Origin of the sequence: Pantoea cypripedii (assembly GCF_011395035.1) — a bacterium.
Taxonomy (GTDB): Bacteria; Pseudomonadota; Gammaproteobacteria; order Enterobacterales; family Enterobacteriaceae; genus Pantoea; species Pantoea cypripedii_A.
Map to the genome: position 1 here is coordinate 633280 of NZ_CP024769.1, position 23259 is coordinate 656538.

Annotated in this window: 22 protein-coding genes; 10 read left to right on the forward strand and 12 right to left on the reverse strand. The window is 54.1% G+C overall.

Annotated elements, in window-relative coordinates; genetic code table 11:
- The first annotated feature begins 352 nt into the window (after positions 1-352).
- Positions 353-1384 carry an AI-2E family transporter gene (locus CUN67_RS23150; RefSeq protein ID WP_208717802.1) on the forward strand — a complete coding sequence of 344 codons (1032 nt, stop codon included), beginning with the start codon at positions 353-355 and terminating at the stop codon, positions 1382-1384.
- Here CUN67_RS23150 and CUN67_RS23155 read toward each other — a convergent pair.
- Positions 1373-4102, reverse strand: coding sequence for a cation-transporting P-type ATPase (locus tag CUN67_RS23155; RefSeq protein ID WP_208717803.1), 2730 nt, complete (start codon positions 4100-4102; stop codon positions 1373-1375). The two genes, CUN67_RS23150 and CUN67_RS23155, sit on opposite strands and share 12 nt — an antisense overlap.
- A 462-nt stretch (positions 4103-4564) precedes the next feature.
- Between CUN67_RS23155 and CUN67_RS23160 the strand changes: the two genes are divergently transcribed.
- Genes CUN67_RS23160 through CUN67_RS23170 form a run of 3 tightly spaced genes read left to right on the forward strand, consistent with a single transcriptional unit; the run spans position 4565 to position 9673 of the window.
- Positions 4565-5653 (forward strand): efflux RND transporter periplasmic adaptor subunit, encoded by a 1089-nt coding sequence (locus tag CUN67_RS23160; protein WP_208717804.1) that lies wholly within the window; start codon positions 4565-4567, stop codon positions 5651-5653.
- Positions 5653-8715: an efflux RND transporter permease subunit gene (locus CUN67_RS23165; RefSeq protein WP_208717805.1), complete on the forward strand. Its 3063-nt coding sequence runs from the start codon at positions 5653-5655 to the stop codon at positions 8713-8715. Before CUN67_RS23160 ends, CUN67_RS23165 begins: the two co-directional genes overlap by 1 nt.
- Entirely contained in the window at positions 8708-9673 is a 966-nt protein-coding gene (locus CUN67_RS23170) for an acyltransferase family protein (protein ID WP_208717806.1), read from the forward strand. Before CUN67_RS23165 ends, CUN67_RS23170 begins: the two co-directional genes overlap by 8 nt.
- Before the next feature lie 42 nt (positions 9674-9715).
- Here the strand turns inward: CUN67_RS23170 and CUN67_RS23175 are convergent, their stop codons facing one another.
- Positions 9716-10069: a DUF1428 domain-containing protein gene (locus CUN67_RS23175; protein WP_208717807.1), complete on the reverse strand. Its 354-nt coding sequence runs from the start codon at positions 10067-10069 to the stop codon at positions 9716-9718.
- Positions 10070-10230: 161 nt separating this feature from the next.
- Between CUN67_RS23175 and CUN67_RS23180 the strand changes: the two genes are divergently transcribed.
- Both CUN67_RS23180 and CUN67_RS23185 read left to right on the forward strand, forming a co-directional pair.
- Positions 10231-10536 (forward strand): HigA family addiction module antitoxin, encoded by a 306-nt coding sequence (locus CUN67_RS23180; RefSeq protein WP_208717808.1) that lies wholly within the window; start codon positions 10231-10233, stop codon positions 10534-10536.
- Between the two features lie 118 nt (positions 10537-10654).
- Entirely contained in the window at positions 10655-11341 is a 687-nt protein-coding gene (locus CUN67_RS23185; protein ID WP_208717809.1) for a RipA family octameric membrane protein, read from the forward strand.
- Between the two features lie 38 nt (positions 11342-11379).
- Here the strand turns inward: CUN67_RS23185 and CUN67_RS30440 are convergent, their stop codons facing one another.
- Entirely contained in the window at positions 11380-11634 is a 255-nt protein-coding gene (locus tag CUN67_RS30440) for a hypothetical protein (protein WP_084881100.1), read from the reverse strand.
- Here CUN67_RS30440 and CUN67_RS23190 point away from each other — a divergent pair.
- Positions 11602-11751: a hypothetical protein gene (locus CUN67_RS23190; protein WP_208717810.1), complete on the forward strand. Its 150-nt coding sequence runs from the start codon at positions 11602-11604 to the stop codon at positions 11749-11751. The two genes, CUN67_RS30440 and CUN67_RS23190, sit on opposite strands and share 33 nt — an antisense overlap.
- 31 nt (positions 11752-11782) lie before the next feature.
- Positions 11783-12115, forward strand: coding sequence for a gamma-glutamylcyclotransferase family protein (locus tag CUN67_RS23195; protein WP_208717811.1), 333 nt, complete (start codon positions 11783-11785; stop codon positions 12113-12115).
- A gap of 30 nt (positions 12116-12145) precedes the next feature.
- Here CUN67_RS23195 and CUN67_RS23200 read toward each other — a convergent pair whose 3' ends face one another.
- Positions 12146-13438, reverse strand: coding sequence for a hypothetical protein (locus tag CUN67_RS23200; protein ID WP_208717812.1), 1293 nt, complete (start codon positions 13436-13438; stop codon positions 12146-12148).
- A 280-nt stretch (positions 13439-13718) separates the two neighbouring features.
- On the opposite strand from CUN67_RS23200, the gene CUN67_RS23205 reads away from it, so the two are divergent.
- Together CUN67_RS23205 and CUN67_RS23210 are read left to right on the forward strand one after the other, a co-directional pair.
- A complete protein-coding gene (locus tag CUN67_RS23205) occupies positions 13719-14912 on the forward strand; it encodes a low temperature requirement protein A (protein ID WP_208717813.1) in 1194 nt (397 codons plus the stop codon).
- Between the two features lie 29 nt (positions 14913-14941).
- On the forward strand, positions 14942-15889 hold the full coding sequence (locus tag CUN67_RS23210) for a LysR family transcriptional regulator (protein ID WP_208717814.1): 948 nt from the start codon (positions 14942-14944) through the stop codon (positions 15887-15889).
- Here the strand turns inward: CUN67_RS23210 and mdcH are convergent.
- From mdcH to mdcA, 8 genes are all read right to left on the reverse strand, one after another.
- Positions 15871-16782: a malonate decarboxylase subunit epsilon gene (gene mdcH / locus CUN67_RS23215; protein WP_208717815.1), complete on the reverse strand. Its 912-nt coding sequence runs from the start codon at positions 16780-16782 to the stop codon at positions 15871-15873. The genes CUN67_RS23210 and mdcH overlap by 19 nt on opposite strands.
- Complete coding sequence (locus CUN67_RS23220) at positions 16779-17384, reverse strand: malonate decarboxylase holo-ACP synthase (RefSeq protein ID WP_208717816.1); 606 nt, start codon at positions 17382-17384, stop codon at positions 16779-16781. The genes mdcH and CUN67_RS23220 overlap by 4 nt, the downstream gene beginning before the upstream one ends.
- A 2-nt stretch (positions 17385-17386) precedes the next feature.
- Positions 17387-18346: an AEC family transporter gene (locus CUN67_RS23225; protein ID WP_208717817.1), complete on the reverse strand. Its 960-nt coding sequence runs from the start codon at positions 18344-18346 to the stop codon at positions 17387-17389.
- Between the two features lie 131 nt (positions 18347-18477).
- Complete coding sequence (mdcE, locus tag CUN67_RS23230; RefSeq protein ID WP_208717818.1) at positions 18478-19266, reverse strand: biotin-independent malonate decarboxylase subunit gamma; 789 nt, start codon at positions 19264-19266, stop codon at positions 18478-18480.
- Entirely contained in the window at positions 19263-20099 is an 837-nt protein-coding gene (locus CUN67_RS23235) for a biotin-independent malonate decarboxylase subunit beta (RefSeq protein WP_208717819.1), read from the reverse strand. Before CUN67_RS23235 ends, mdcE begins: the two co-directional genes overlap by 4 nt.
- Positions 20092-20391, reverse strand: coding sequence for a malonate decarboxylase acyl carrier protein (mdcC, locus tag CUN67_RS23240; protein WP_208717820.1), 300 nt, complete (start codon positions 20389-20391; stop codon positions 20092-20094). Before mdcC ends, CUN67_RS23235 begins: the two co-directional genes overlap by 8 nt.
- A 9-nt stretch (positions 20392-20400) precedes the next feature.
- The gene (locus CUN67_RS23245; protein WP_208717821.1) at positions 20401-21267 is read right to left on the reverse strand and encodes a triphosphoribosyl-dephospho-CoA synthase; all 867 of its coding nucleotides are present in this window, start codon (positions 21265-21267) and stop codon (positions 20401-20403) included.
- Positions 21267-22922, reverse strand: a complete 1656-nt coding sequence (mdcA, locus tag CUN67_RS23250; protein WP_208717822.1) for a malonate decarboxylase subunit alpha — start codon at positions 22920-22922, stop codon at positions 21267-21269. Before mdcA ends, CUN67_RS23245 begins: the two co-directional genes overlap by 1 nt.
- Positions 22923-23259 lie beyond the last annotated feature (337 nt).

Consider the following 23259-nt stretch of genomic DNA (forward strand, 5'->3'; position numbering starts at 1 on the left):
TCAGTTACAGCGGAATGCACAAAGGGTGATAACGAACAGTAAAAAATCAGAAGCAGGAATTTCATTTTGTTGTTCATAATATAAAACCCCAGCAAGATGATTTAAATAGAGTAGTTTAGTTATGAAACTATTTTGGGGTTTTATTCAAATAACACGTTTAACCTAACATTCATTAATGTTTTGAAATATTTTGCTATATTTATCTTTATTGGCAGTTGTAAACCTTGCAAAGGTTAATCACTTGTTTCCGGGAGCCACTCCTCTCCATGGCAGCTCCCCACAACCTTTCGCAATTTAGGATATAGTTACAAACGAAACGTTATAGATCATTAACTTCAGAGAAAAGACGAACATGAGCTGGTTTACGCCGTGGCCGCAGTTAACGCGTGTAGTGATTTTACTTGCCTGTCTGACATTGATTCTGTTCGGGTTACACCTGTCTGCACACCTTATTAATCAGGTGCTGTTGGCGATGCTGCTGTCAATTATGCTGGACCCGCTGGTGAGCTGGTTCGAGCATAAACGCGTCCCACGCATTCTCTCTTCCCTGATGATCATCACGGTATTGCTGGTGATCATCGTGGTGACCATTATCAAACTTACCGTGCTGACGCCAGATTTGATTCTGCTGAGCCGCCAGGCACCGTTGCTGTTGACGGCAAGATTGCAGGAAGTGACTCAGGCCCTCGATCATATCGGCATTGCGCTGGCACCCGATGAAATGCTGGCGTTTGTCGATGCCGGATCCATCGTTCGCTGGGTTACCGCCTTTCTTACGCAAATCCCCGGCGTGCTGTCATGGTGGGTGATGGTTTTCCTGATGCTACTGTTTATGCTGTACGAGTTGCCGCTGCTGAAAAATGCGTTGCACAAACGCGCGCACGGCGATTCCCCGGCATTGTATCGGGCGCTCCAGGAAGGAATCCAAAGCGTCATTGTCTATGCCAGGGTCAAGACATTGACGGGGATTTTTGGTGGCCTGATTGTCTGGGGCGGCGCGCAGTTGCTGGGATTAAAGTTTGCCTTTTTCTGGGGCGTATTGATGTTTGTCTTCAATTACGTACCGGTGCTGGGTTCCTTTATGGCAGCGATTCCGCCGGTGGTACAAAGCTATATCGCATTCGATCTGGAAATTGCCTTCGTCATCGCGGGATTTTTTGTGCTCTTAAACCTGACGCTGAGTTCCGTGCTGGAACCGCTGATGGTGGGAAAACGGCTGGATATGTCATTAACCAGCCAGCTGCTGGCCTTTTTGTTCTGGCAGGCGGTGCTGGGCATTACCGGTGCTATCCTGGCCATACCCCTCACCTACCTGATTAAAAAAGTCCTGCTGGCCAGTTTCCGGCAACAGCAGGACTCCGTATCAGCTGTCTCAGGTCAGTGACTGGGTTTTCACCCTACGCCATGATCGCGTCAGACGTTTTTCGATCTCCACCACGATAAAGATGGCGATACTGACAATCAGCGAGATAAACCAGTAATTAATCGGTAACGGACGGGTGCCGAACAACGTATTCATCAGCGGGATATAAATGATGATCGCCTGAAGCACGATCAGCACGACTGTCACCAGCCAGATGCCTTTGTTCTTCATCAGACCGCTGTCGAGGGAGAAGCCTTCCGAATTACGGCAGTTGATCATGTAAGCCCACTGCGCCGTCACCAGCATTTGCAGCAGCACCGTGCGGATAAATTCCGGACTATAGCCGCGCGGCTGTAGCCAGGCTTCGAGTACAAAGGCGCTGATGGAAATTAACAAGCCGACGAAAACCACGCGCCAGATGGCATAGCCATCCATCACATGCGCCTTCACATTACGCGGCGGGCGGCGCATCGCGTTGGCTTCTGCCGGTTCGAATGCCAGCCCAAATGACAGCGTGGCGGAAGTGGCCATGTTCATCCACAGAATCTGTACCGGCGTAAGCGGCAACAGATTCCCCATCAGGATGGCGATAATGATCAGCAAACCCTGCGCCAGGTTGGTCGGCATGATAAACAGGATAGTTTTCTTCAGGTTGTCATAAACCCGCCGCCCTTCTTTCACCGCTGCGGCAATGGTGGCGAAGTTGTCATCGGCCAGGATCATATCCGCCGACTCTTTCGTCACCTCGGTGCCCTTGATCCCCATGGCGATACCGACGTTGGCTTGCTTCAGCGCCGGAGCATCGTTCACACCGTCACCGGTCATACCGACAATTTCGCCGCTGGATTCCAGCGCTTTGACCAGCCGTAATTTATGTTCCGGGCTGGTACGGGCAAAGATGTCATAGGTTTTCGCCGCCTGCGCCAGTTCAGCGTCGTTCATATGCTCCAGTTCATAGCCAGTGACGGCTGATTTGCTGTTGCCAATGCCGAGCATCTGGCCGATAGCCATCGCGGTTTCCTGATGGTCGCCGGTGATCATTTTGACGCGAATGCCTGCCTGCTGGCAGTCGTGAATAGCCGAGATGGCCTCTGGCCGTGGTGGGTCCATCATGCAACCCAGCCCCAGCAGTACCATGCCGTTGCTCAGTTCATCATGATCAAGCGAGGTGACTGGCTCTAACATCGGTTTCCACGCGGCGGCGACAGTACGTAACCCCTCACTGGCGTAAGTAGTGATCGCCGCTTCCCAGTAGGCGAGGTCCAGCGGCTCCACCCCATTGGGTGTCTGTTGCTGGTGACACAGCTTCAGGAGTACGTCCGGTGCGCCGGTCAACACAATGTAGGCTTGCCCGTCTGCGACACAACTTACCGACATATATTTATACAGTGAATCAAACGGCAGCTTGCTAATGACCTCAACCGATTTTTTCTCGGCAATGCCTTTTGCCGCCAGCACTTTCATCGCACCTTCGGTGGGGCCACCGACGATCACCCAGTGCCCACTGGCATCCTGTCGCAGCTGGCTTTCGTTACAGATATCAACCGCATGCAGAAATTGCTGGAACAACGGATCAGTTGCGGCATTCAGCCCACTGGCCCCTTCCTCTGCGACAATTTCGCCTTTCGGTTCATAGCTGTTGCCGTTGACGCGCCATTTGCTTTTTGCCAGCACCACCGCTTTGACCGTCATTTCATTCATGGTCAGGGTGCCGGTTTTGTCGGAGCAAATCACCGACATCGCCCCCAGCGTCTCAACGGTAGGTAATTTTCGGATAATCGCCTGGACCCGCGCCATCGACTGCACGCCAAGTGACAGGATGATCGAGATAATGGCCGGTAAACCTTCCGGCACCGCCGCCACCGCCAGGCTGATGACCGACAGCGCCAGCTCCGGGAACGGAATGTCACGCAGGATGTAGCCGAAAATAAACAGCGCGACCATCATCAGCAGAATGATGAAAAATATCGCTTTGCCGAGTTTATCAATCTGGACCAGCAGCGGGGTTTTCACCTCTTTCACTGAACTGATCATCTCGTTGATATGCCCCAGCTCGGTGTCGCCTCCGCTGGCAACCACCACGCCCGCAGCGGTGCCGGAACTCACCGTTGTGCCTGAAAACGCGAGGTTAAGGCGATCGCCCAATGATTTTTCACCGGACAACACATCAACATTTTTAGACACAACGGTAGATTCGCCGGTAAGAATCGCCTCCTCCACCCGCAGGTTATGCACGTCAAACAAACGCAAATCTGCCGGGATTTTATCGCCAGGGCGCAGCATCACCACATCACCCGGCACAATATCCTGAGTAGGTACCGTGATTTGTTTGCCGTCGCGCACCAGGATGGCTTCGCTGGCTAACATATTCTGGATACTTTTCAGCGATTTTTCGGCATTACTTTCCTGAATAAAGCCAATTAACGCATTGATCACTGCCACGCCGATAATGACAAAGGTATCCACCCAATGCCCCATCACCGCCGTGATAAGCGCGGCGGCAAACAGGATGTAAATCAATACATCTTTGAAATGTGCAATAAATTTCAGCAGCGCTGACTTCTCTGGTTTTTGTGGTAGCGCATTGGGGCCATATTTCCCCAGGCGCTCAGTGGCGGCGCTGGAAGATAAACCAGACGGCGAACTTGCTAAGTTTTGGAAAGTTTCCTCTGTAGTACACTGATACCAGGGCTGCTTGGATAAAACAGCACCCTTATCCTGACCTTGAACATTTTCCATATGGACCCCTAGCTATTAAGCTATTGTTAAAATGAGTTTTTCAACAAAACACACACAAACTGAGGTAATTAGATTTTTAAGACACTGAACGACATCTTCGCCTGAAAAAAAATAATCCGGCTAATGATTTGAATGAGATAAATTAAATCTAATCTATATTATGAGAATGGCAATGTTAGCTTGCCTGTGCGTCCGGACTCTGGCTGTACGCGTCTCTTGTCAGCCTCCACGGCAGAGAGGAAAGGAAAATAATAATGGAAATACAGATGGTTAAGTTAGTTTTTGGCTTCGTTATCATGGCTGTTGTCGCCACTACGCTGGTGGGGCTGCTAACCTGGTTCGTGGTATCGCATATCTCCTGATAGCATTTCTGAACTGCAACACAATTGTCGTAATGCTTAAAATTGTTCCTTGTTAACTGATTAATCCATGGCGCGGTATTTTCGGGATGAGGGAAAAATAATGATAAAATACAAGCCAATGCTTTTTCTGCTTTGCTGTATTTTGATAACCGGTTGTGATGAAAAAAAAGAATCCCCGCCACCACAGCCTCGTGTGATTAAGGCGTTTACCATTGCCGCCGGCAATGCTTCCAATATTCGCATATTTCCAGCACGTATTCAGGCAGGTGATAACACCGACCTCGCTTTTAAACGCGCCGGGCAAATTACCCAACTGGATTTACGTGATGGGATGGCGGTAAAAGCCAATCAAACCCTCGCGACGCTTAATGATACTGACGCGCGTCTGCGTGTGAAGGATCGGCAAAATACCTTACAACTGGCAGAACGCCAGTATCAGCGCTTCCGTGCGCTTTCAAACCGCAGCGCTGTGTCGCAGGCCGATATGGATGTGCAGAAATCCAATCGTGATGCTGCCGCCACTGCGCTAAGAATCGCCCAGGAAGAGCTGCAATTTCTCACCCTGCGCGCGCCCTTTGATGGGGTGATCGCCAGAGTGCAGGTACGTAACCATCAGGTGGTGGCTGCGGGGCAACCCATTGCCTTGCTGACCCGCGCCGATGTGCTGGATGTGATATTCACTGTGCCGGAAAGTTTGTTTACCAGCCTCGATATCCAGAACGTCAGTTACCAGCCGGAGGTGCAATTTAATGCCTTGCCCGGCAGAACCTTCTCCGCCAGCTACAAAGAACACACCACGCAAACCGATGCCGCGACTATGACCTGGCAAGTGGTGTTAACCATGCCACGTCCTGCTGATTTACCTAATGTGGCGGGGCTAAGTGGGTCGGTGCGGGTCCAGTTACATAACCTGCCGAATGCGCCAGCGCAGTCACGCGTCGTGGTGCCCGGTGCTGCGGTGTTCAACCCGGATCGCAGCCCCACCAATCAGCCCCATGTATGGCTGATTGTCGGCGAGGGCAATGATTTACACGTTAAAGATCAGCAAGTAGAAGTTGGCGATGTCAGTGCCGCAGGCGTCGAGATTATTTCCGGACTCAAACCTGGCGATCGTATCGTGTCAGCAGGCACCGGCGAGCTACGCGACGGCGAAGCCATCCGCATCTGGACCCGTGAGCGGGGGTTATAATGCGGATTTTAGACAACTTTATTAATAAACCCGTCCGCATCTGGATGGTCATTTTGCTGCTTGGCGTGGGCGGTATTTATGCGTTGCTCAACATCGGCCGACTCGAAGATCCCCTGTTCACCATTAAAGCTGCGGTGATTGTGACGCAGTATCCTGGCGCGTCGGCGCAGCAGGTGGAAGAGGAAGTGACGTTGCCGCTGGAGAACGCGCTACAGCGGCTGCCCTCACTCGACAACGTCACATCCATCTCCAGCAACGGCCTGTCGCAGATCACCGTTTCCATTCATACCAGCTACCTGGCCAATCAGCTGCCACAGATCTGGGATGAACTCCGGCGGCGCGTGGGCGATGCCGCACTTCAGTTTCCACCGGGGGCACATACCCCGTTTGTGAATGACGATTTTGGCGACGTTTATGGCTATTTCTTTGTGATTTATGGCAAAGACTTCAGCAACGACGAGCTGCGCAATTACGCCGATCAACTGCGACGCGATCTGGTGCTGGTGCCAGGTGTGGCAAAAGTGGCAGTGGCCGGTGTGCAGCAGGAGCAAATCCGCATCGCCCTCTCCAGCGCGAAGATGAGCAGCTACGGCATTACCCCGGCGCGGGTGGCTGATTTGCTCAGCCGCAGCAACGTTGTCTCTAACGCCGGGAGTATCCGCCTTGACGGCGAATCCATCCGTTTCAACCCCACGGGCGAATTTCAATCGCTGGAAGATTTAGCCAACCTGCCGATTTCGCGCCCCGGCACCACGCAAACCCTGCACCTGCACGACATCGCCACCTTGTCACATGGCGTCACCGACACCCCGGATAATCTCTACCATGCCGATGGGCATGAGGCGCTGGCGATTGGCGTCTCCTTTGCCCCTGGCGTCAACGTGATTAACGTCGGTGATGCGTTGACGCAAAAGCTCGACGCTTATCAGCAGGACAAACCGGCAGGCATTTCGCTGAAGGTGTTTTATAACCAGGCGCAGGAAGTGAAGCAGTCGGTAGATGGATTTATCCTTAACTTCCTGATGGCGCTGGCAATTGTCGTCGGTACGCTATTGATCTTTATGGGCGTGCGCAGCGGCATCGTCATCGCCGCCTCGCTGGCGTTTAACGTACTGGGTACGTTGCTGGTGATGTATTTGTTCGGGCTGGAACTGCAACGCATCTCACTGGGTGCGTTAATCATCTCGCTCAGCATGCTGGTGGACAACGCCATTGTGGTGGTGGAAGGCATTAAGATCGATCAACAGCGCGGGAGACCGTTGCAGCAGGCCACCACGCAAATGATTCAACGCACGGCGCTGCCGTTACTGGGCGCGACGGTGATTGCCATCATCGCGTTCGCCCCGATTGGCCTGTCCCAGGATTCAACCGGTGAATATTGTAAATCCCTGTTCCAGGTGCTGCTGATCTCCCTGCTGCTCAGCTGGATCACCGCGCTGACGCTCACGCCGGTGTTTATCAAATGGAGCGAAGCGCGGCGTAAAGAATTGCAGCTGCCACCGCAGGACGATCAATCCCCTTACCAGGGCATCGTGTTCCAGGTGTACCGCCGCACGCTGGCCGCATTGATCCGCGTGCGCTGGCTGACGATTACGGTGATGGTGGCCTGTCTGGCCGCGTCCCTGTATGGCTTTACCTTTGTTAAACAGAACTTTTTCCCCTCCTCCAATACGCCGATTTTTTTCACCGACCTTTGGCTACCCTACGGCACCGATATTAACCATACCGCCGCTACCGCAGCGCAAATTGAGCGTTTTATTAATCAGGAAGAGGGCGTCGCGGCAACCGTCACCACCATTGGGCAGGGCGCGATGCGCTTTACCCTGACGTATGATTCCACACGTCAGTACACCAACTATGCGCAAATCATGGTGCGGGTGAAGGATGGCCGCCAGCTGGAACGTATTGCCTTAGCCACGGAACATTATATTCAGCAGCAATATCCGCAGGTGAACGAGCGCATCAAACGTATTCAGTTCGGCAGTGCCAGCGACAGCGCTATCGCCCTGCGCGTCATCGGTCCTGACCCCGATACGCTGCGCCAGATTGGCAGCCAGATTGATGGCATTTTCCAGGCCGATGGCACCACGTTCCCGGTGCGTAATGACTGGCAGGAACGTAGCAAAGTTATCCGGCCACAATATTCGGCATTACGCGGGCAGGAGCTGGGTATCGATAAACGCGATATTGACCAGGCGTTACGCATGAATTTCAGCGGTGACGCGGTCGGTATCTTCCGCGATGGCTCGCGCCTGATCCCGGTCATGCTATTTCCGGAAGATGATGAACGTCAGAATATTGACCATATTGCCAATATCCAGCTGTGGAGCAATTCACTACAGCATTTTGTACCGCTCAGCAACGTGGTGTCTGATTTCCGTCTGGAGTGGGAAGACCCGTTGATTATGCGCCGTGACCGGATGCGCGTGTTAACGGTGCAGACTGATCCGGATCCGGCCCTCGGATTCACTGCGGCGCAGGTGGTGGCGCGGGTACAACCACAAATCGAACAGCTGAAGTTGCCTGCCGGTTATCGCCTGGAATGGGGAGGCGAGCTGGAAAGCTCACGCGAAGCGCAGAGTGGCTTGCTAAGTTCGCTGCCGATTGGCTTCCTGGTGATGTTTGTCATCACCATCCTGATGTTCAATTCGCTGCGCGATGCGGTGGCAATCTGGATCACCGTCCCGCTGGCCTTAATCGGCGTCACCTGCGGCTTCCTGCTGACCGGTATTCCGTTTGGTTTTATGGCGCTGATTGGGTTGTTGAGTCTCTCGGGGATGCTGATCCGCAATGGCATTGTCTTGCTTGAGGAAACCCGCCAGTTCCGGCAACAGAAATCGCTCCAGGACGCGATTCTGGATGCGGCGACCTCACGTTTGCGACCGATCCTGCTGACGGCATTTACCACCGTACTGGGTCTGTTGCCGTTGTTGCGCGATGTCTTTTTCCAGAGCATGGCGGTGGTGATCATTTTCGGCCTGGGCTTCGCCACGGTGCTGACGTTGCTGGTGCTGCCGGTGCTGTATCGCTGTTTCCATGCAAAGGAAGCGGTTGATGAATAATACCGGGCTTAATCTGTTGAAAACGCTGGCCTGCATGACGGCGGTGTCTTTTTTCACCCTGTATCAGAGCTATGATCGCTACAACTACAATTACAGCCTGGCCCTCAACATTCTGAGTTTTATTTCCACTATCGCCACGCCGCTCTACTTTTTACTGAGCGGCTATATCGATACCGGGCAGAAACATACCCCAAGCTGGCAGCTGGATAAGATTCGCCGCATTTTGTTGATTTTTCTCTTCTGGTTTACCTTTTTCTGGTTTGCCGGGGTGCAGAACAAAGGCTATCTGATTCAGCCGTGGTTTATGATTTCGCTGATTTTAATTTACGTGTCACACCCTTTGATTGACCGATTAATGCTGTTTCCTGGCAGAACGGCAGCGATCATTTTTATCCTGTTACTGGCGGCATTTTTGTATGACATTCTGGCGGTGTTGTGGCCGGACAACCGGGCGTTTTCCCTGCCGCCGCAATACCGTATCTGGACCTGGGTGCTGTATTACCTCTCCGGCCGTCTGATGGCGCTACCGATCGTGAATCAGACGCTGCAATCGCTGCGGGTGGTGCGGCTCAGTCTGCTGTTGCTGCCTGTGGTTTATCTTTTTACCTGGCTGTATGAACGTTACTACTTCATCGCCCGTTTTATTTCTACCGGCAATGATTTCGTCCTGACAGGCTCGCAGGTCTATTTTCTGGTGATCCTGATAGCGATCAGCGTTAACGCCATCACGCTACCTGCGCACTGGCAAAAGCTACCGACGCTGTTCGCCACTCTGGGTAAAACCATGACCGGTGTTTATATCCTGCATTATCTGGTGTTCAATATTCTGGCGTGGGCCATTAGCATCCGATCGGTGGTGGATAAGCTACTGGTGATTGCGCTGACGGTGGCGCTGGCGATGCTGATTTCGCTGGCAATGCTGCAAATTCCAGGCGTCAAAAAACTGATTAGTTTGTAGCAGAGATGGCTGGCGGCACGCCGCACAGCCAGAAGGGCCGCCTCATTCATCAAGCAACGGTGCGAAACCACCATAAATCATGCGCTTGCCATCAAAAGGCATATTTTCACCCATCTCTTTCATCCGTGGATCGGCCATCAGTTTTTTATTAGCCTCATCACGCACTTCTTTCGAAGGGTATTCAATCCAGCTAAATACCACCGTTTCGTCCTCTTCCGCTTTAACTGCCATGCGGAAATCGGTGGTTTTTCCGTCCGGGACATCATCTGCCCAGCATTCTACGATGCGCGTCGCGCCAAATTCTTTGAATAAAGGCGCAGCTTTGGCCGCCATCGCCAGATAGGCCTCCTTGTTGTCTACCGGCACCGCCACAACAAATCCGTCAACATAGGACATACACAAATCCTCCGTCGTAACTGCGCGATCGGTGATGACCGCGAGGATCAGTTTACGTGAGCCAGGTAAACCGGATTTGCGTGATGGGCCGCAAAACGACCAGGGAATATACCGATGATTAAGGGTAAAATCACAGCAGAATTTTATGAGGATTATCACTAATGAGTATGCATAACCCCCCACATGCTGGTGAGATTATCTCGGGCATTATGGAAGATCTTGATATTGGAGTCAGGGAGCTGGCACGAGCATTGGCTATCGCACCATCAACCGCTTCGCGTATGATTTCTGGTACTACGGCCATCACGCCTGAAATGGCAATCAAACTAGCAGCGGTGCTGGGTAGTACCCCCGAGATGTGGTTGAAAATTCAGGCTGTTTATGACCTGGAACGGGCGAAAAAGACTGTCGATTTGTCTGTACTTAACACCAGCTATAAACCAAGTCCATTACACAAAGTCGGCTAATGAACTCAATCCTGCCCGTTCACGCGGGCATTCGCATTTCACTTTCTACTCTCCAGTCCCTTTAACCTGCTCAATGCGTTAAACTTTCAGCCACCTTCGTTAAGACACACGGAATTTTATGCGTATTACCATCGAACAGGCCGATCAGCCCTTTATTCATAGCTTCTTTGGCGAGAAAATTGACAGCATTGAAGCGGAATCTGCCCAGGCAAACCAGCTGCGTCAGGCGCTGCAGGTGGCGCGTCAGCAGGTCAACCAGGAAGCAGAGCTGAACGGGAAACGCGGTGCAATATTTCTGGTGCTGTTTGTGTTTCTCTACTCGGCGTTGGGTGCATCACTCACGCTGGATCTCAGCACCAAAGACACCAGCCATAAAAGTATTACCTACGCGCTGGAAGCGGTGCCGGTGTTAATCGCCTTCTCTGGCTTTTTCCTCTCGCTGCTGTTTTTATTTTTTACCCGCAGCAGCGCTCGTCGCGCGCGGAATTGGGAACGCAGCATTTTGTTGCTGGAAAAATATACCGGCAACAATCTGAGCCAGCAGATTAGTGCGATGGGCGCGCGCACCACGCATTATTCGTTTTCAGCAATCATGACTTCCCTTGCGCTGTTTATCAGCCTGACCTGGGTGGTGATGTATAACTTCTTCACCTTTACCACCAGTGGCGTGATCGGTAGCGTTATTTCGCTATTTATTACCACCATGACCTATGTGATCCTGGATATTCAGCTGCTGAAGTCCGGTAAACAGAGCGAGATTGACGAACCGCTGGTTCCCGCTGAGGACGATAAAGAGCAGAAGTAAGCCTGCCTGGTCGCGGTGCTGAATCGCATGATTACGATTCAGCACGCTTCCGCGATCACCTCGACCAGGATCAAGGGACAGCGCTTCACCCGGCATGCCTGGGAATAGGCCAGTGAACAGACCGAACACAGGTCCCGCACCTCAGACTGGTATTCATATTCAGTAAAATAACGGAAGCGGCCACTATCAGGCTCAGTACGCCAGAAACGTTGTGGTTCGAGAATTTCGTCAAGCTGCCTGAACGTCAGGGCTGAGGGGTTATGAAACCCCACTCTTACGCGATATATAGTCATAACCCGATTATTCGCACCCTGCCCGCCACCAGCCAGACGTTATTGGTTTTCAATGCGATAGACTTTGCTTATCAGCTTGTCTGTGGCACAGGTGACATCCCGCACCACGGGCGTTAAAGTGGTTCTTTTGTTTAATTTTCGAGGGAAAATGAAACCTTTATTTGTCTACGGCACGCTATGCCCGGGCCGTACCAATGCACATATTCTGGAAAACATCGGCGGCGATTGGCTGGCAGGCCACGTAACCGGCACCTTCTACGAACGCGGCTGGGGCGCAGCGGCAGATTTCCCTGGTATCGTGCTGGATAAAAACGGCCCGCGGGTCGAAGGCTATCTTTTTTTGTCCGATGCGTTGCCATCCCACTGGCCGATGTTGGATGAGTTTGAAGAAGGCTATGATCGGGTGGAGGTGAATGTCACCACGGTCGAGGGGCAACAGGTGAGAGCGTGGATCTATCAGTTGCAGCCTCGAGCTGAGTGATAAGCCGCACGCCCTGGTCCGTAAGGATAATTAACGGTCCTCCATGCCACACATCCCCACCATGCGTTCACCAATATAGCTACAGGTTTCATGTAACCGACCGGTGACGCAGGTATAATTCGTTTCGCCATCCGATCCGGGGGAGGTGCTGACTTTGCCGCCACCGGATTTGCAGCAGCTTTTAAACTTAGACGCGGTGGCAAAGGTACACTGTCGCCCCGAGCTTTGATTGCCGGACGCGGTGGCGAGCATGGTCTGCATCGATTGCATCGACTCAGGATCATCAGAGGTGGCGATCGCCACGTTAGTTAACTGGGTGCCGGTCGCCTGCATCATATCCTGACCGGTGGAGGCCGCCACCGCGATACCCGATGCCGCGCCAACTAATGAAGAAACCAATTGCTGATTTTTCGCCTGGTTTTCTGCCTCAATCCGCTGGTTATCAATGGCCGCCTGGGCATTACTTTTGTCCAGCGCATCCATATATTGTGCCTGCGCCACATAGCGACTGGCGATATCCGCCGACGTCCCCCCCACGCCAGTAAAACCTTTCTCATTCATCACGCTGGCAATCAATTTATAACGATTCGCCTGTGCGACGTTGTAATCATTATCACCGCCCAGCGGGTAAGTTGTTTCCGCTTTAGCCTGAGAGGCTTTCAGTAACAGATATTGTTGTTGCAATTGGTCATGCATTTTTTGGTTGTCTTTATTATTTGCCAGATAATCAAGCAATGATTGATAATCGCTCTCTTTCGCATCCGGCATAGTATTTAATGACACCGCATAGTCATGAAGGATTTTATCACTGGCATCGCCATTTTTTAACATTGCCTGATAAGCGGGAATGTCCAGGGTCGCCATATCATTCACAAAAAGATAGTTACCGGCGGAATCAATAACATTGACATATTCTTTGTAGACATCGACCGGACGCTGACTTTTTTTCGCTTTACCCTCGTACAACTTAAACAGATTACCGTAGGTTGATAACGCTAACATACTGCCGTTAACTGATTTGTTGAACGGCGGGATAGCCGTCAGGTAGGCATTGTACTGGCTGATGCCTTTATCATAATCACCGCTTCTGGCCGCATTCTCGATAAGGATAGTCTCCAGCCCTGACGTGACAACGCCCTGCACACCGTTGAATTGTTGAGTATTGCAGCTTGCTAAAAAGTTATTAAATTCGGCATCAAATTCCGGGGCATTCGCCCTTAACGTCGGTGAGTGGAGGGCTTTTTCCTTATCGCTGCATTGAGTATATTGTCCGGCTGAACAACCAGCCAGCATAAATGCGGTAAGTATAATTAATTTTTTCATTTTGACACCTGATTCATTTTTATGGGCGTCCCGTATTCAGCGTCATCAAACCAGGTTATCTTATAAAGATAATCCGAACGCTATTTTCCTCAGAGGATGTTTCGTCCAGAAACGATTTTTTAATTTACTGTAAGCCATGAAAAGTGGGAAGTCATATTTTATTACCATGATGTTAGCGAACTAATGATTCGTTGATTATCATTATATTGATCACAGTTCCATTTAAAACATGAGTCAAAAAAATAATCGCGCCGGTTATTAACTTATTGAGGTAGGGATAATGGTCGATCAAAACAACCACTTGCACACCCTGCTGCGTCAGCGGGATGGACATCATGCCCGCGTCACCTGGGAAGAACTGTTTTTTGACCTGGTATATGTTTTTGCCGTGACCCAGCTCAGCCATACCCTGTTGCACGACCTCAGCGCCAGCGGCATGCTGCATACGCTAATCCTGTGGTTTGCCGTCTGGCTCGGCTGGCAATACACCTGCTGGGTGACAAACTGGTTTAGCCCTGAGACTCCGCCCATCCGCGCGCTGTTATTTATGGTGATGGCTGCGGCGCTGATCATGGCCGCCGCCCTGCCGGAAGCATTCGGTGATAAGGCGGGATATTTCGTGGTGGCTTATGTGATTATTCAGGTGGGACGTACCGCCTGGATTGTCTTTCTGCTTGGTCAGCAGCATGCGCTCACCGCCAACTATCGACGGATGTTAGTCTGGTTGCTTATTTCGGCGGCGTTGTGGTGTGCCGGGGCGCGCAGTAGCGACGGTCTTCGCACGGCACTATGGGCGCTCGCCGTGTTGTGTGAGTATCTCTCCCCCATGAGCGGATTTGCCTTTCCCGGTATGGGACGATCCTCCACGCAGGACTGGACCATTGAGGGGGGACATCTCACCGAACGTTGTCAGCTGTTTGTCATCGTGGCGCTGGGAGAAACGCTGCTGGCAACGGGCGGTAGCCTTGCCTCAAGCCATGAGTGGACGTTCCCGGTCCTGTCGGCGATGACGGCGACCTTTCTGTCGGCAATGGCGGTGTGGTGGCTCTACTTTGGCACCTCCGGTGAACAGGCGACCCAGGCCATCACCCATTCCGCCGATCCCGGCAGGATGGGAGCCATGTTTCATTACGTCCATGTGATCCTGGTGGGCGGCATTATCGTCATGGCGGTCGGCAACGATCTGACCCAGGAAGACCCGGAACATAGCGTGACTCTCCTGCACGGCGCGGTGATTTGCGCCGGCTCAATCATTTTCCTGATTGGCAGCGCCATCTACAAACGGGTGGTCTACGGCACCTTGCCGCTCACACATATCCTCGGGGCGCTGGTGCTGTGCCTGTCGGTGGGTATTATCGGACAACTCACGCTGGAACAGGCGGGCTGGCTGACCACCATCATTATGCTGATCACCGCCTTCGCTGAATCCCGGGTGCATCGCCACCGCATGATGAAGATGAAAGGTGTATCATAAGCAGCGCATTCATTTTTAAGCCTTAATCCATGAAACTCAATTTCGATAACGACCTGACGGTGCGTAAGCTTTTTATCTTCTGCACCTATATGGAAAGCGAGAATCTGGCCCGCACGGCAGAAACCCTCGGTATCAGCACGGTCAGCGTGCACCGCGCGTTACATACGCTGGAGGAGAGCCTGCGCTGTCCGTTGTTTGCCCACAAGGGGCGCAATCTGGTGGCACTGCCCGCCGCCTGGACATTGCTGGAGTACAGCAATGAAGCGCTGCAAACCCTGAGTCAGGGGCTGGAAGAAACGCGACGCACGGCAGGCATCGGGCTGGGTCATCTGCGCATCGGCACGCTTTATTCATTGTCGCTGGATACCGTGCCGCGCCTGATTATGAATATGAAGCTGCGCCGCCCCGAGCTGGAGCTGAACCTGACCATGGGTTCGAATCAGGTGCTGACCGGTATGCTGCAAAACAATCAGCTGGACGCGATGATCATTTCGGTGACGGAAACCGAAATCGACCAGAAGGTATTTGAGCAGGTAGGTTTGTTTCAGGATGATATCTATCTGGCGGTACCCACTGCCGAGCAGCGTGATTCAGCAGAGGATATTGATCTGAGCGACTACAGTGATAAACCTTTTGTCTCGCTGGATGAAGGATTCGCCACCTTTACCGGCTTCCAGGAAGCCTGCCATGTCGCGGGCTTCGAACCCAATATTGTCACGCGGGTTAATGACATTTTTTCCATGCTGAGTCTGGTACAGGCAGGGATGGGTTATTCGCTGGTGCCAGGCCGGATGCGCAAACAATACGAACACGATTTACAGTTTCTCAAACTGGCCGAGCCGTATCAGATGCGCCAGCAAATCGCCATCGTCTTTGCCCGCAACCGCGAGCACGATCCCAACCTGCTGGCGCTGGTGGCAGAAGGCCGTATGTATGCCTTAAGCCTGCAAAACAAGGCTCAGCGCACGTCGTCCTGATGCAGACGGCTGTAGAGATGGCGCACCAGTTCAATACTGCTGCGCTCCAGCGCCAGGCACTCACCCTGCGGCTGCGTACTGCGGGTAAGCCCGGTCAGGATACCGCCGGGCGGCATTTCAATCACCAGCCGCACTTCACGTTCCTCAGCCGCGACCATCGCCTCATGCCAGCGTACCTGGCGTGCCATATTCATCGCCAGATCGTCAGCAATGCGTTCCGGCTGCCACAGCACCCGCGCGCTGTTACCACTCAGGTAAGCACAACGCGGACGTTGCAGGCTCACCTGTTGCATCGATTCCACCAGTTTGCTCGCCGGTTGATCGAGCAATGCGCAATGGGAAGGCACGCTGATCGCCAGCCGACGGACACAACGCGCGCCGCGCGCCCGTGCCTGATCTCCGGCAACTTGCATCGCCTGCTCACTACCGGCGATAACAATTTGTGATTCCGAGTTAATGTTGGCGATAAAGCTGTGCTGGTTATCCACCAGCGGCTCAACCTGCTCCAGCGGCAAACCGTTGATTGCCGTCAGCCCATAACCCTGCGGATACGCGCTTTCCATTAAGTCACCACGCAGGGCAACCAGCCGCAGCGCATCGGCAAACTCCAGCGCTCCCGCAATCACTGCCGCCGGATAAGCACCAATCGACAGACCACAAACCATATCTGGTTCAACACCCTGGGCTATCAACTGTCGTGCGGCAGACACCCCGGCAATCAACAACGCCAGCTGGACTGCGCGGGTATGCTGCAATGCTGCTGCGCTATCCAGCAGCATCAGTTCATCCCCCAGCACCTCCTGCGCCAGTTGCCAGGTTTCATCGTGCGGCAACCCCGCTAACATGCCCGGTCTTTGCGCCCCCTGGCCGGGAAAAGTAAATAAGGTTTTCATGGCGTCTCCTCCGCCCAGGGATTATTCGTCAGACGCGGTCCGCGCGCAGTTTTCAGTAATACCCGTCCGCTCCGCAGCCACTCATTCAGGGCAAAACCACCCAGCGGCGTTTCAATCTGGGTATCGGCGCGACAAGGCAACGCTGCCAGCGCCTGTTGCCAGCGCGTAAAGTCAGTGGGCTGCCGGGGTTGTGGCGTGCGAATCAACAAATCCAAATCGCTGTCCCGATGTAACACCGGCAACGCGGTTGCCAGCGCGAAACCGGTGCTGCCGGTGACGCCCCATTCCCACGGCCAGGGCTGCTGGCGCAACATCACCAGCGCCTGCACCGTTGGATGGTCATTCAACTTCGCCGGGACCACCAGCATTTCGGGTGAGATAATCTGCATCACATCATGCGGTGCGACCCAGGCCGCAGCCCGCTGATGGCGTGCCTGACCGCGCACCCCAACCGGAATCAGCCCCTCCTTCCTCACATCACGCCGCACCACCACCGGTTGCTGGTGGTTCCACAGTTCCGCTACCCAGGGTTCTGTTACCCCAAGTAACGCTGCATCATGGCGCAGCCAAAGGAGATCGTGTGGACGTTCGGCGAAGTTCATTTTCAGATTCCTGCAGTTAAGGAGATAAACAGCGGCAGCGACAGAATCGACAGCAGCGAGCTAAGCAACAGCACCGCTTCCGCATCCGGTGACTGCACGCCAAAGCGGTTGCCGAACACCACACCAAAGAAACCCGCGGAAAGCGCAATCATCAGAATGGCGGTGACAGCGACAGTGCCGTGTAAACCGAATACCAGCACAATACCCCAGGCTATCGCCGGCTGAATCAGCAACTTAGTGATGGTGGAGCTAATCACCATGGTGTTGATTTTCAGTTTGCGCGCCGAGAGGATCACACCGGTCAGGAACAAAGCAGCGGCAGTGGCTGACAGGCCCAGCGGCTTAATCGACGCCAGCAGCAGATCCGGCATTTTCACACCAAACGCCGACAGCACCACCCCCAGCAACGGTCCCCAGACAATCGGTTTTTTCACTGAACGCCACATCAGTACCGGCAACATTGCCAGCGTTGAACGTTGGTTTTCACCGGCAGCACGCGCTTTTTCACGTTCGAGGATCAGCAGACAGAACGGTGTCATCAGCACTGAACCACAGGCGATGGAAACCGCCACCGACAGCGATGTGGCAGAACCTTCGCCCACTACGCTGCCGAGAATCGGCAATCCAAGCGCAGCATAGTTCGGCAACGCGACGGTCAACGTCAGCACGGCCGCATCCTGCGGTGACTTTTTAAACACGCCGACAGCAATGAAATACAGTGCCGCATAGGCAATCCACATTGCCAGGGTTAGCACCACAATCAGTGGCATCTGTGCAACGATACCACTCCAGGGAGTTTGCACCGTGGCACTGAACAACGCCGCCGGTAAGGCAAAGTCCATAACAAAAATATTGAGTAGCGAGACGTTCTTGTTATCGACCATCCCAGCCTTGCCAGCCCAGAAACCCAACAGCATGATGACAAAAATGGGTGCAAGGGCATGAAGAATCACGTAAGTCATAAATCACCTGTTATTAGAAGAGTGAATACTGACGCGATGGTGTTCATTTAACAGATGCTTCAGGTCACCGGGCGTGGGTGACACGCCCGGTCCTGTCGCTATCCGGCAGGTAAGTCTTTTTTTATTTTTTATTACCAGGCGGCACGCATACGTTCGCGTACCTGCGCTGAAGCCTGACGATTGGCGGCTATCTCACCGGAACCACGGCGTGGATCACGGCGCGCATCCTCAATCGCGGCGGCCAGGGTGTCGCGCACCCGCTGGAGGTCACTCGCGCCCGGTGCATCAGGGTCGGCAATGTTCAGCAGCGAGGAGAGCAGACCGAGCGTGGCGTAATTGCTGATGTCGTAGGCCATCGGTGGCACCGTCGCCGCCAGTTTTTCCAGCGCTTCAACGGTACGCAGCGTGATACGTGCGGCAGATTCTTTGCCCATCGCATGCACCAGTACGCCCGCATCATTGAAGGCAATCAGACGATTGGCCTGATAACCGTGCGCCAGAAACGCCCCGGACATGGCCTTACCGACGATCAACCCAATAACCGGGTGTCCGGCCAGCCGGGCCTGCGCATAGGCACCCGCCGCACCGGCCAACGCCTGGTGGATACCAAAGGCTTCTTCACGACGCCCATACGCCTGGCTGGGCACATCAATCACCGCGACAATCGGGCGTTTGGTTGGTTGGTCGGCATCGGCGGCGATGGTCTGATGCACCACTTTCGCCAGCGTCCAGCCTTCCAGTAGCCCTACCTCACCTTTGGCGGCACGCGGGTAACGATTGTGCGCATCCGGGATCACGGCAATGTAGCGGATACCGTCAGCATCCGCTGCCAGCACCGATGGGCACAGGCCCGCAAGTCTCTCTGCTCCGGCGGTCAGCTGGTTAAACCACAGTTCACCACGGCTGTTGATTGCGCTCATTTGTTCACCTCCGGTGCAAAAACCTGTTGAATCACGGCCGTACTGGCCTGCTGCTGAGTATCAAAGCGGGATAAACGATCCAGATAGAAGGCATAGTTGTCGCTGCGATGCTGCGCCGGTACGCCCTGCGCAATCGCCGTATCCACAGCTGCCTGAACTGCATTGACGCCATCTCCCACCAGCGCCTCCACCAATCCGCTTTGATAGCGGATTTCACCGCCGGTCATGCTCCAGATAAACGGACGATCACGCGAGTCGTACTCTTCAATCCCCGCTTCCTGTTCAATAACCTGCGGGCCGTTCAGACCCAGACGCGCTTCGCGGGTGACGATCAGATAGCTGCACAACGCTGCGGCAATCGACATCCCGCCAAAACAACCCACCGTACCGGCAACGATGCCGATCACCGGGGTATAACGACGCAGATCCACGACGGCGGCATGGATATCAGCAATCGCGGCCAGGCCAAGGTTGGCCTCCTGCAAGCGCACGCCACCGGTTTCCAGACACAGGATCGCCTGAGTCGGAATACCTTTACGGTTGTCTTCGGCAGCCAGTTCCAGTGCGGCGGCCATTTTGGCCCCGGACACTTCGCCCATACTGCCGCCCTGGAAAGTCCCCTCGATAGCCACCACCACGGTGGGTTTACCGTTGCGGCTGCCTTTCATCACCACCATGCCGTCATCGGCCTGCGGGACGATGCCCTGTTTTTCCAGCCACGGCGACATCACACCTTCGAACGGATCGAGCAACTCGCGTGCGCTGCCGGCGTCGAGTAACGCCAGCGCCCGTTGCCGCGCCCGTAACTCAATAAAACTGCTGTCGTTACGCATGAGCGACCTCCTCAAACACCTGTTCAATGCGGATTCGTGCAACACCCGGTGTAGCGCCAAAGTCATGAATCACCAACTGGCCCGCAGGCAAATCAGTGAGCTGCGCCAGGCGATTAAACAGCGCTTCCCAGCGCGTCTGACTGTTGTTGACCGACGTGGTGATCGCGATGTTCAGGACGTTTTTATCGTCAGCCGTAAACAGCACTTCCATATCCCCCGATCCCACAACCCCCGCCAGCGCCTTACCGCTGAGCGTGCGGCTGGATGGGTATGACAACGTTATGTGTTCCATAGCTACCTCTTATTCATTGAGTGGCAATGCGTGAGCGCCAGTGATCCGGTCAAGAAACAGCGTGGCAGCCAGTAAATCGGCGGCACCGCCCGGCGAGGCGTTGAACCCCAGCATCGCGTTATCCAGTTTTTCCAGCGCTTTGCGCCCTGCCGGTTGTGCATAACCCCCGGCGGCCAGTACCTGATGTGCGCCGTCCTGCATGGCGCGCAGTGCCGGTAATCCCGCCCGATGCAATACGCAGGTATCGGTCAGCGAGGTCAGAATGGCCATCAGCGCATCAATGCGCGCCGCCGTTTCATCGGCCCCATTACGTCGGCTGGTTAGCAACTGCGGCAGCGCCAGTCTGGTGATATGGGGAAAGCCCTGCTGCGCCTCTTCGCGAGCACCCGGCACACGGAAACGGTGCACCACCCGTGCCCCTTTGCTGAAGGTTTTCGGGGCGGCGTGATCCGGCAAGGCGGCCAGCTGAGCAGCCAGCTGGCACACGCGCTGCGGGCTGCCTGCTCCCGCCTGCATCGCGCTGGCACTGACCAGCAATCCCAGCGCCCAGATGGCCCCCCGGTGGGTATTGACCCCGGCGGTCGCCATCATCATGTTTCTCTCACCTTCACGCCCCAGTTGCCCGATGGTTTCCCTGAGTGCGATATCCGCCGGACGCCGCCAGCTTTGCTGCGCCAGCGCGTAGAAAGTGGGTGTCAGGCTGCGGGCGGATTGCTCCATCAATGCCAGCGTGAGATCGTGATGTGCACCGCTACCGCGACGATCAACCAGCCCAGGCTTGGGCGTGAGGTTCACTTCTTCAATCAGGCAATCGGTCGCCATCTGCGCCAGCCATTGCAGCCGATGTTCAACCGGTGTGGGTGAGAGTCGTTTCATTACCAGCTCCGGAATTTAGCGGGCGGGTTGTACAGGCCGTCTGACCATTCAACCAGGTCAGCCACACTACCCGCCGCCAACAGGGAACGGGTGGCATCCGAACGGCGAATACCGATGTCTTCCGGGAACACCACTTTGCCGCTGCGACGCAGTTCGGTAACGCGTTTCGCGTCCACGCCCAGACCGATATCGGTGATACCCGCTACGGCCGCCACCATCGCCCGACGTTCTTCAAGGCTGGTGGCGCGATACAGGTAAGCGATACCCTCTTCCGTCAGCACATGGGTGACGTCATCGCCATAAATCATCACCGGAGCCAGTGGCATACCGGCACTCTTCGCTACGTCAACGGCATCCAGTTTTTCTACGAAGGTTGGTTTCACCCCGGCCTGGAAGGTTTCAACCATCTGCACCACCAGCTTACGACCACGCTGGAGCGGATTAGGCTCGTTGATCATCGCCAGCCATGCCGGTGTGGCGTGACGTCGACCGTGCGGGTCGTGGCCCATGTTCGGTGCGCCACCAAAGCCCGCGAGACGACCACGAGTGACGGTGGAGGAGTTACCTGAGCCATCAACCTGCAAGGTAGAACCGATAAACATATCGACTGCGTACTGCCCGGCAAGCTGGCACATGGCGCGGTTGGATCGCATGGAACCGTCAGCACCGGTGAAGAAAATATCGGGACGCGCACGGATGTACTCTTCCATCCCCAGTTCACCGCCGAAGCAGTGCACACTCTCCACCCAGCCGCTTTCGATGGCAGGTATCAGCGTGGGATGCGGGTTGAGGGTCCAGTGTTTGCAGATTTTTCCTTTCAGGCCGAGTTGCTCGCCATAAGTGGGCAGCAGCAGCTCGATGGCGGCGGTGTTGAAACCGATACCGTGGTTCAGTGACTGCACCTGATGCTCGGCGTAGATGCCTTTGATGGCCATCATCGCCATCAGGATATGTTCCTGTTTGATCAGGCGTGGATCGCGGGTAAATAAGGGTTCAATAAAGAAAGGCTTATCTGCCACCACCACGTAGTCGATCCACGAGCCGGGTATATCAACGCGTGGCAGATCGCATTCGTCATCCACCAGTTCATTCACCTGAGCTATGACGATGCCATCGTGGAATGCGGCGGCCTCCACCAGCGCCGGGGTATCTTCGGTGCTGGGGCCGGTGTACAGGTTGCCTTTGCGGTCAGCTTTGTAACCGGCGATCAGCGCGACGTTGGGCGCTAAATCGACATACAGACGCGAGTACAACTCTATATAAGTATGGATGGCACCGATTTCGAGGATGTTATCTTCCAGCAGTTGGGAGATACGTAAACTTTGCGTACCGGCAAAGGAGAAATCGAGCTTACGGGCGATACCTTTTTCGAAGATATCAAGGTGTTCACTGCGTCCAACACTCGGCATGATCATATGCAGATTGTTGACCTTCGCGGGATTGACCTGTGCCAGCATGCGGGAAAGAAAATCGGCCTGTTTCTGGTTATTCCCCTCCAGCACCACCCGGTCGCCTGGTGCGATAAGCCTTTCAAGCATTTCTACCAGTTGATCGCCCGGTAGCACTTTACCCGCTACCTTCACCGCTGCCAGTCTCCGCTGTTTTTCGATGCGCCGTGTATTCCAGACACGCGGCGTACTCTGTCCTGATGACATGACTAACCTCCTGAATTAGCGAATCTCAATGATTGCTGCAACTGGATTGAGTCTGGTCTTCAGGGGCAATTTCATCAATCAAGCCCGGAAGCAAATCGTTAGCCTGAGAGTAATGATTGAATGTGAAGAAGTTTGATAGGGATCAAAGACGCGGGCATTTTTTCTCACTCCGTAGCGGCGCAATTTATTGCGCGTCTTTTTACAATGCCGAAAATAAAACAGTGCGGTAAATCGCGCCGCGACGAATTTGAGCCCGTTATTAAGCGAAGCGCTATATTTACCTTTTTACAATCATTCACAGATCCAATTATTGATTGTGTCTAAAGATGTTCAACAG

What these genes read in the sequence shown, in the direction of transcription:
- CUN67_RS23150 (WP_208717802.1), top strand. Translation starts at nt 353, where the DNA reads ATGAGCTGGTTTACGCCGTGGCCGCAGTTAACGCGTGTAGTGATTTTA.
- CUN67_RS23155 (WP_208717803.1), bottom strand. Translation starts at nt 4,102, where the DNA reads ATGGAAAATGTTCAAGGTCAGGATAAGGGTGCTGTTTTATCCAAGCAG.
- CUN67_RS23160 (WP_208717804.1), top strand. Translation starts at nt 4,565, where the DNA reads ATGATAAAATACAAGCCAATGCTTTTTCTGCTTTGCTGTATTTTGATA.
- CUN67_RS23165 (WP_208717805.1), top strand. Translation starts at nt 5,653, where the DNA reads ATGCGGATTTTAGACAACTTTATTAATAAACCCGTCCGCATCTGGATG.
- CUN67_RS23170 (WP_208717806.1), top strand. Translation starts at nt 8,708, where the DNA reads ATGAATAATACCGGGCTTAATCTGTTGAAAACGCTGGCCTGCATGACG.
- CUN67_RS23175 (WP_208717807.1), bottom strand. Translation starts at nt 10,069, where the DNA reads ATGTCCTATGTTGACGGATTTGTTGTGGCGGTGCCGGTAGACAACAAG.
- CUN67_RS23180 (WP_208717808.1), top strand. Translation starts at nt 10,231, where the DNA reads ATGAGTATGCATAACCCCCCACATGCTGGTGAGATTATCTCGGGCATT.
- CUN67_RS23185 (WP_208717809.1), top strand. Translation starts at nt 10,655, where the DNA reads ATGCGTATTACCATCGAACAGGCCGATCAGCCCTTTATTCATAGCTTC.
- CUN67_RS23190 (WP_208717810.1), top strand. Translation starts at nt 11,602, where the DNA reads ATGAAACCCCACTCTTACGCGATATATAGTCATAACCCGATTATTCGC.
- CUN67_RS30440 (WP_084881100.1), bottom strand. Translation starts at nt 11,634, where the DNA reads ATGACTATATATCGCGTAAGAGTGGGGTTTCATAACCCCTCAGCCCTG.
- CUN67_RS23195 (WP_208717811.1), top strand. Translation starts at nt 11,783, where the DNA reads ATGAAACCTTTATTTGTCTACGGCACGCTATGCCCGGGCCGTACCAAT.
- CUN67_RS23200 (WP_208717812.1), bottom strand. Translation starts at nt 13,438, where the DNA reads ATGAAAAAATTAATTATACTTACCGCATTTATGCTGGCTGGTTGTTCA.
- CUN67_RS23205 (WP_208717813.1), top strand. Translation starts at nt 13,719, where the DNA reads ATGGTCGATCAAAACAACCACTTGCACACCCTGCTGCGTCAGCGGGAT.
- CUN67_RS23210 (WP_208717814.1), top strand. Translation starts at nt 14,942, where the DNA reads ATGAAACTCAATTTCGATAACGACCTGACGGTGCGTAAGCTTTTTATC.
- mdcH (WP_208717815.1), bottom strand. Translation starts at nt 16,782, where the DNA reads ATGAAAACCTTATTTACTTTTCCCGGCCAGGGGGCGCAAAGACCGGGC.
- CUN67_RS23220 (WP_208717816.1), bottom strand. Translation starts at nt 17,384, where the DNA reads ATGAACTTCGCCGAACGTCCACACGATCTCCTTTGGCTGCGCCATGAT.
- CUN67_RS23225 (WP_208717817.1), bottom strand. Translation starts at nt 18,346, where the DNA reads ATGACTTACGTGATTCTTCATGCCCTTGCACCCATTTTTGTCATCATG.
- mdcE (WP_208717818.1), bottom strand. Translation starts at nt 19,266, where the DNA reads ATGAGCGCAATCAACAGCCGTGGTGAACTGTGGTTTAACCAGCTGACC.
- CUN67_RS23235 (WP_208717819.1), bottom strand. Translation starts at nt 20,099, where the DNA reads ATGCGTAACGACAGCAGTTTTATTGAGTTACGGGCGCGGCAACGGGCG.
- mdcC (WP_208717820.1), bottom strand. Translation starts at nt 20,391, where the DNA reads ATGGAACACATAACGTTGTCATACCCATCCAGCCGCACGCTCAGCGGT.
- CUN67_RS23245 (WP_208717821.1), bottom strand. Translation starts at nt 21,267, where the DNA reads ATGAAACGACTCTCACCCACACCGGTTGAACATCGGCTGCAATGGCTG.
- mdcA (WP_208717822.1), bottom strand. Translation starts at nt 22,922, where the DNA reads ATGTCATCAGGACAGAGTACGCCGCGTGTCTGGAATACACGGCGCATC.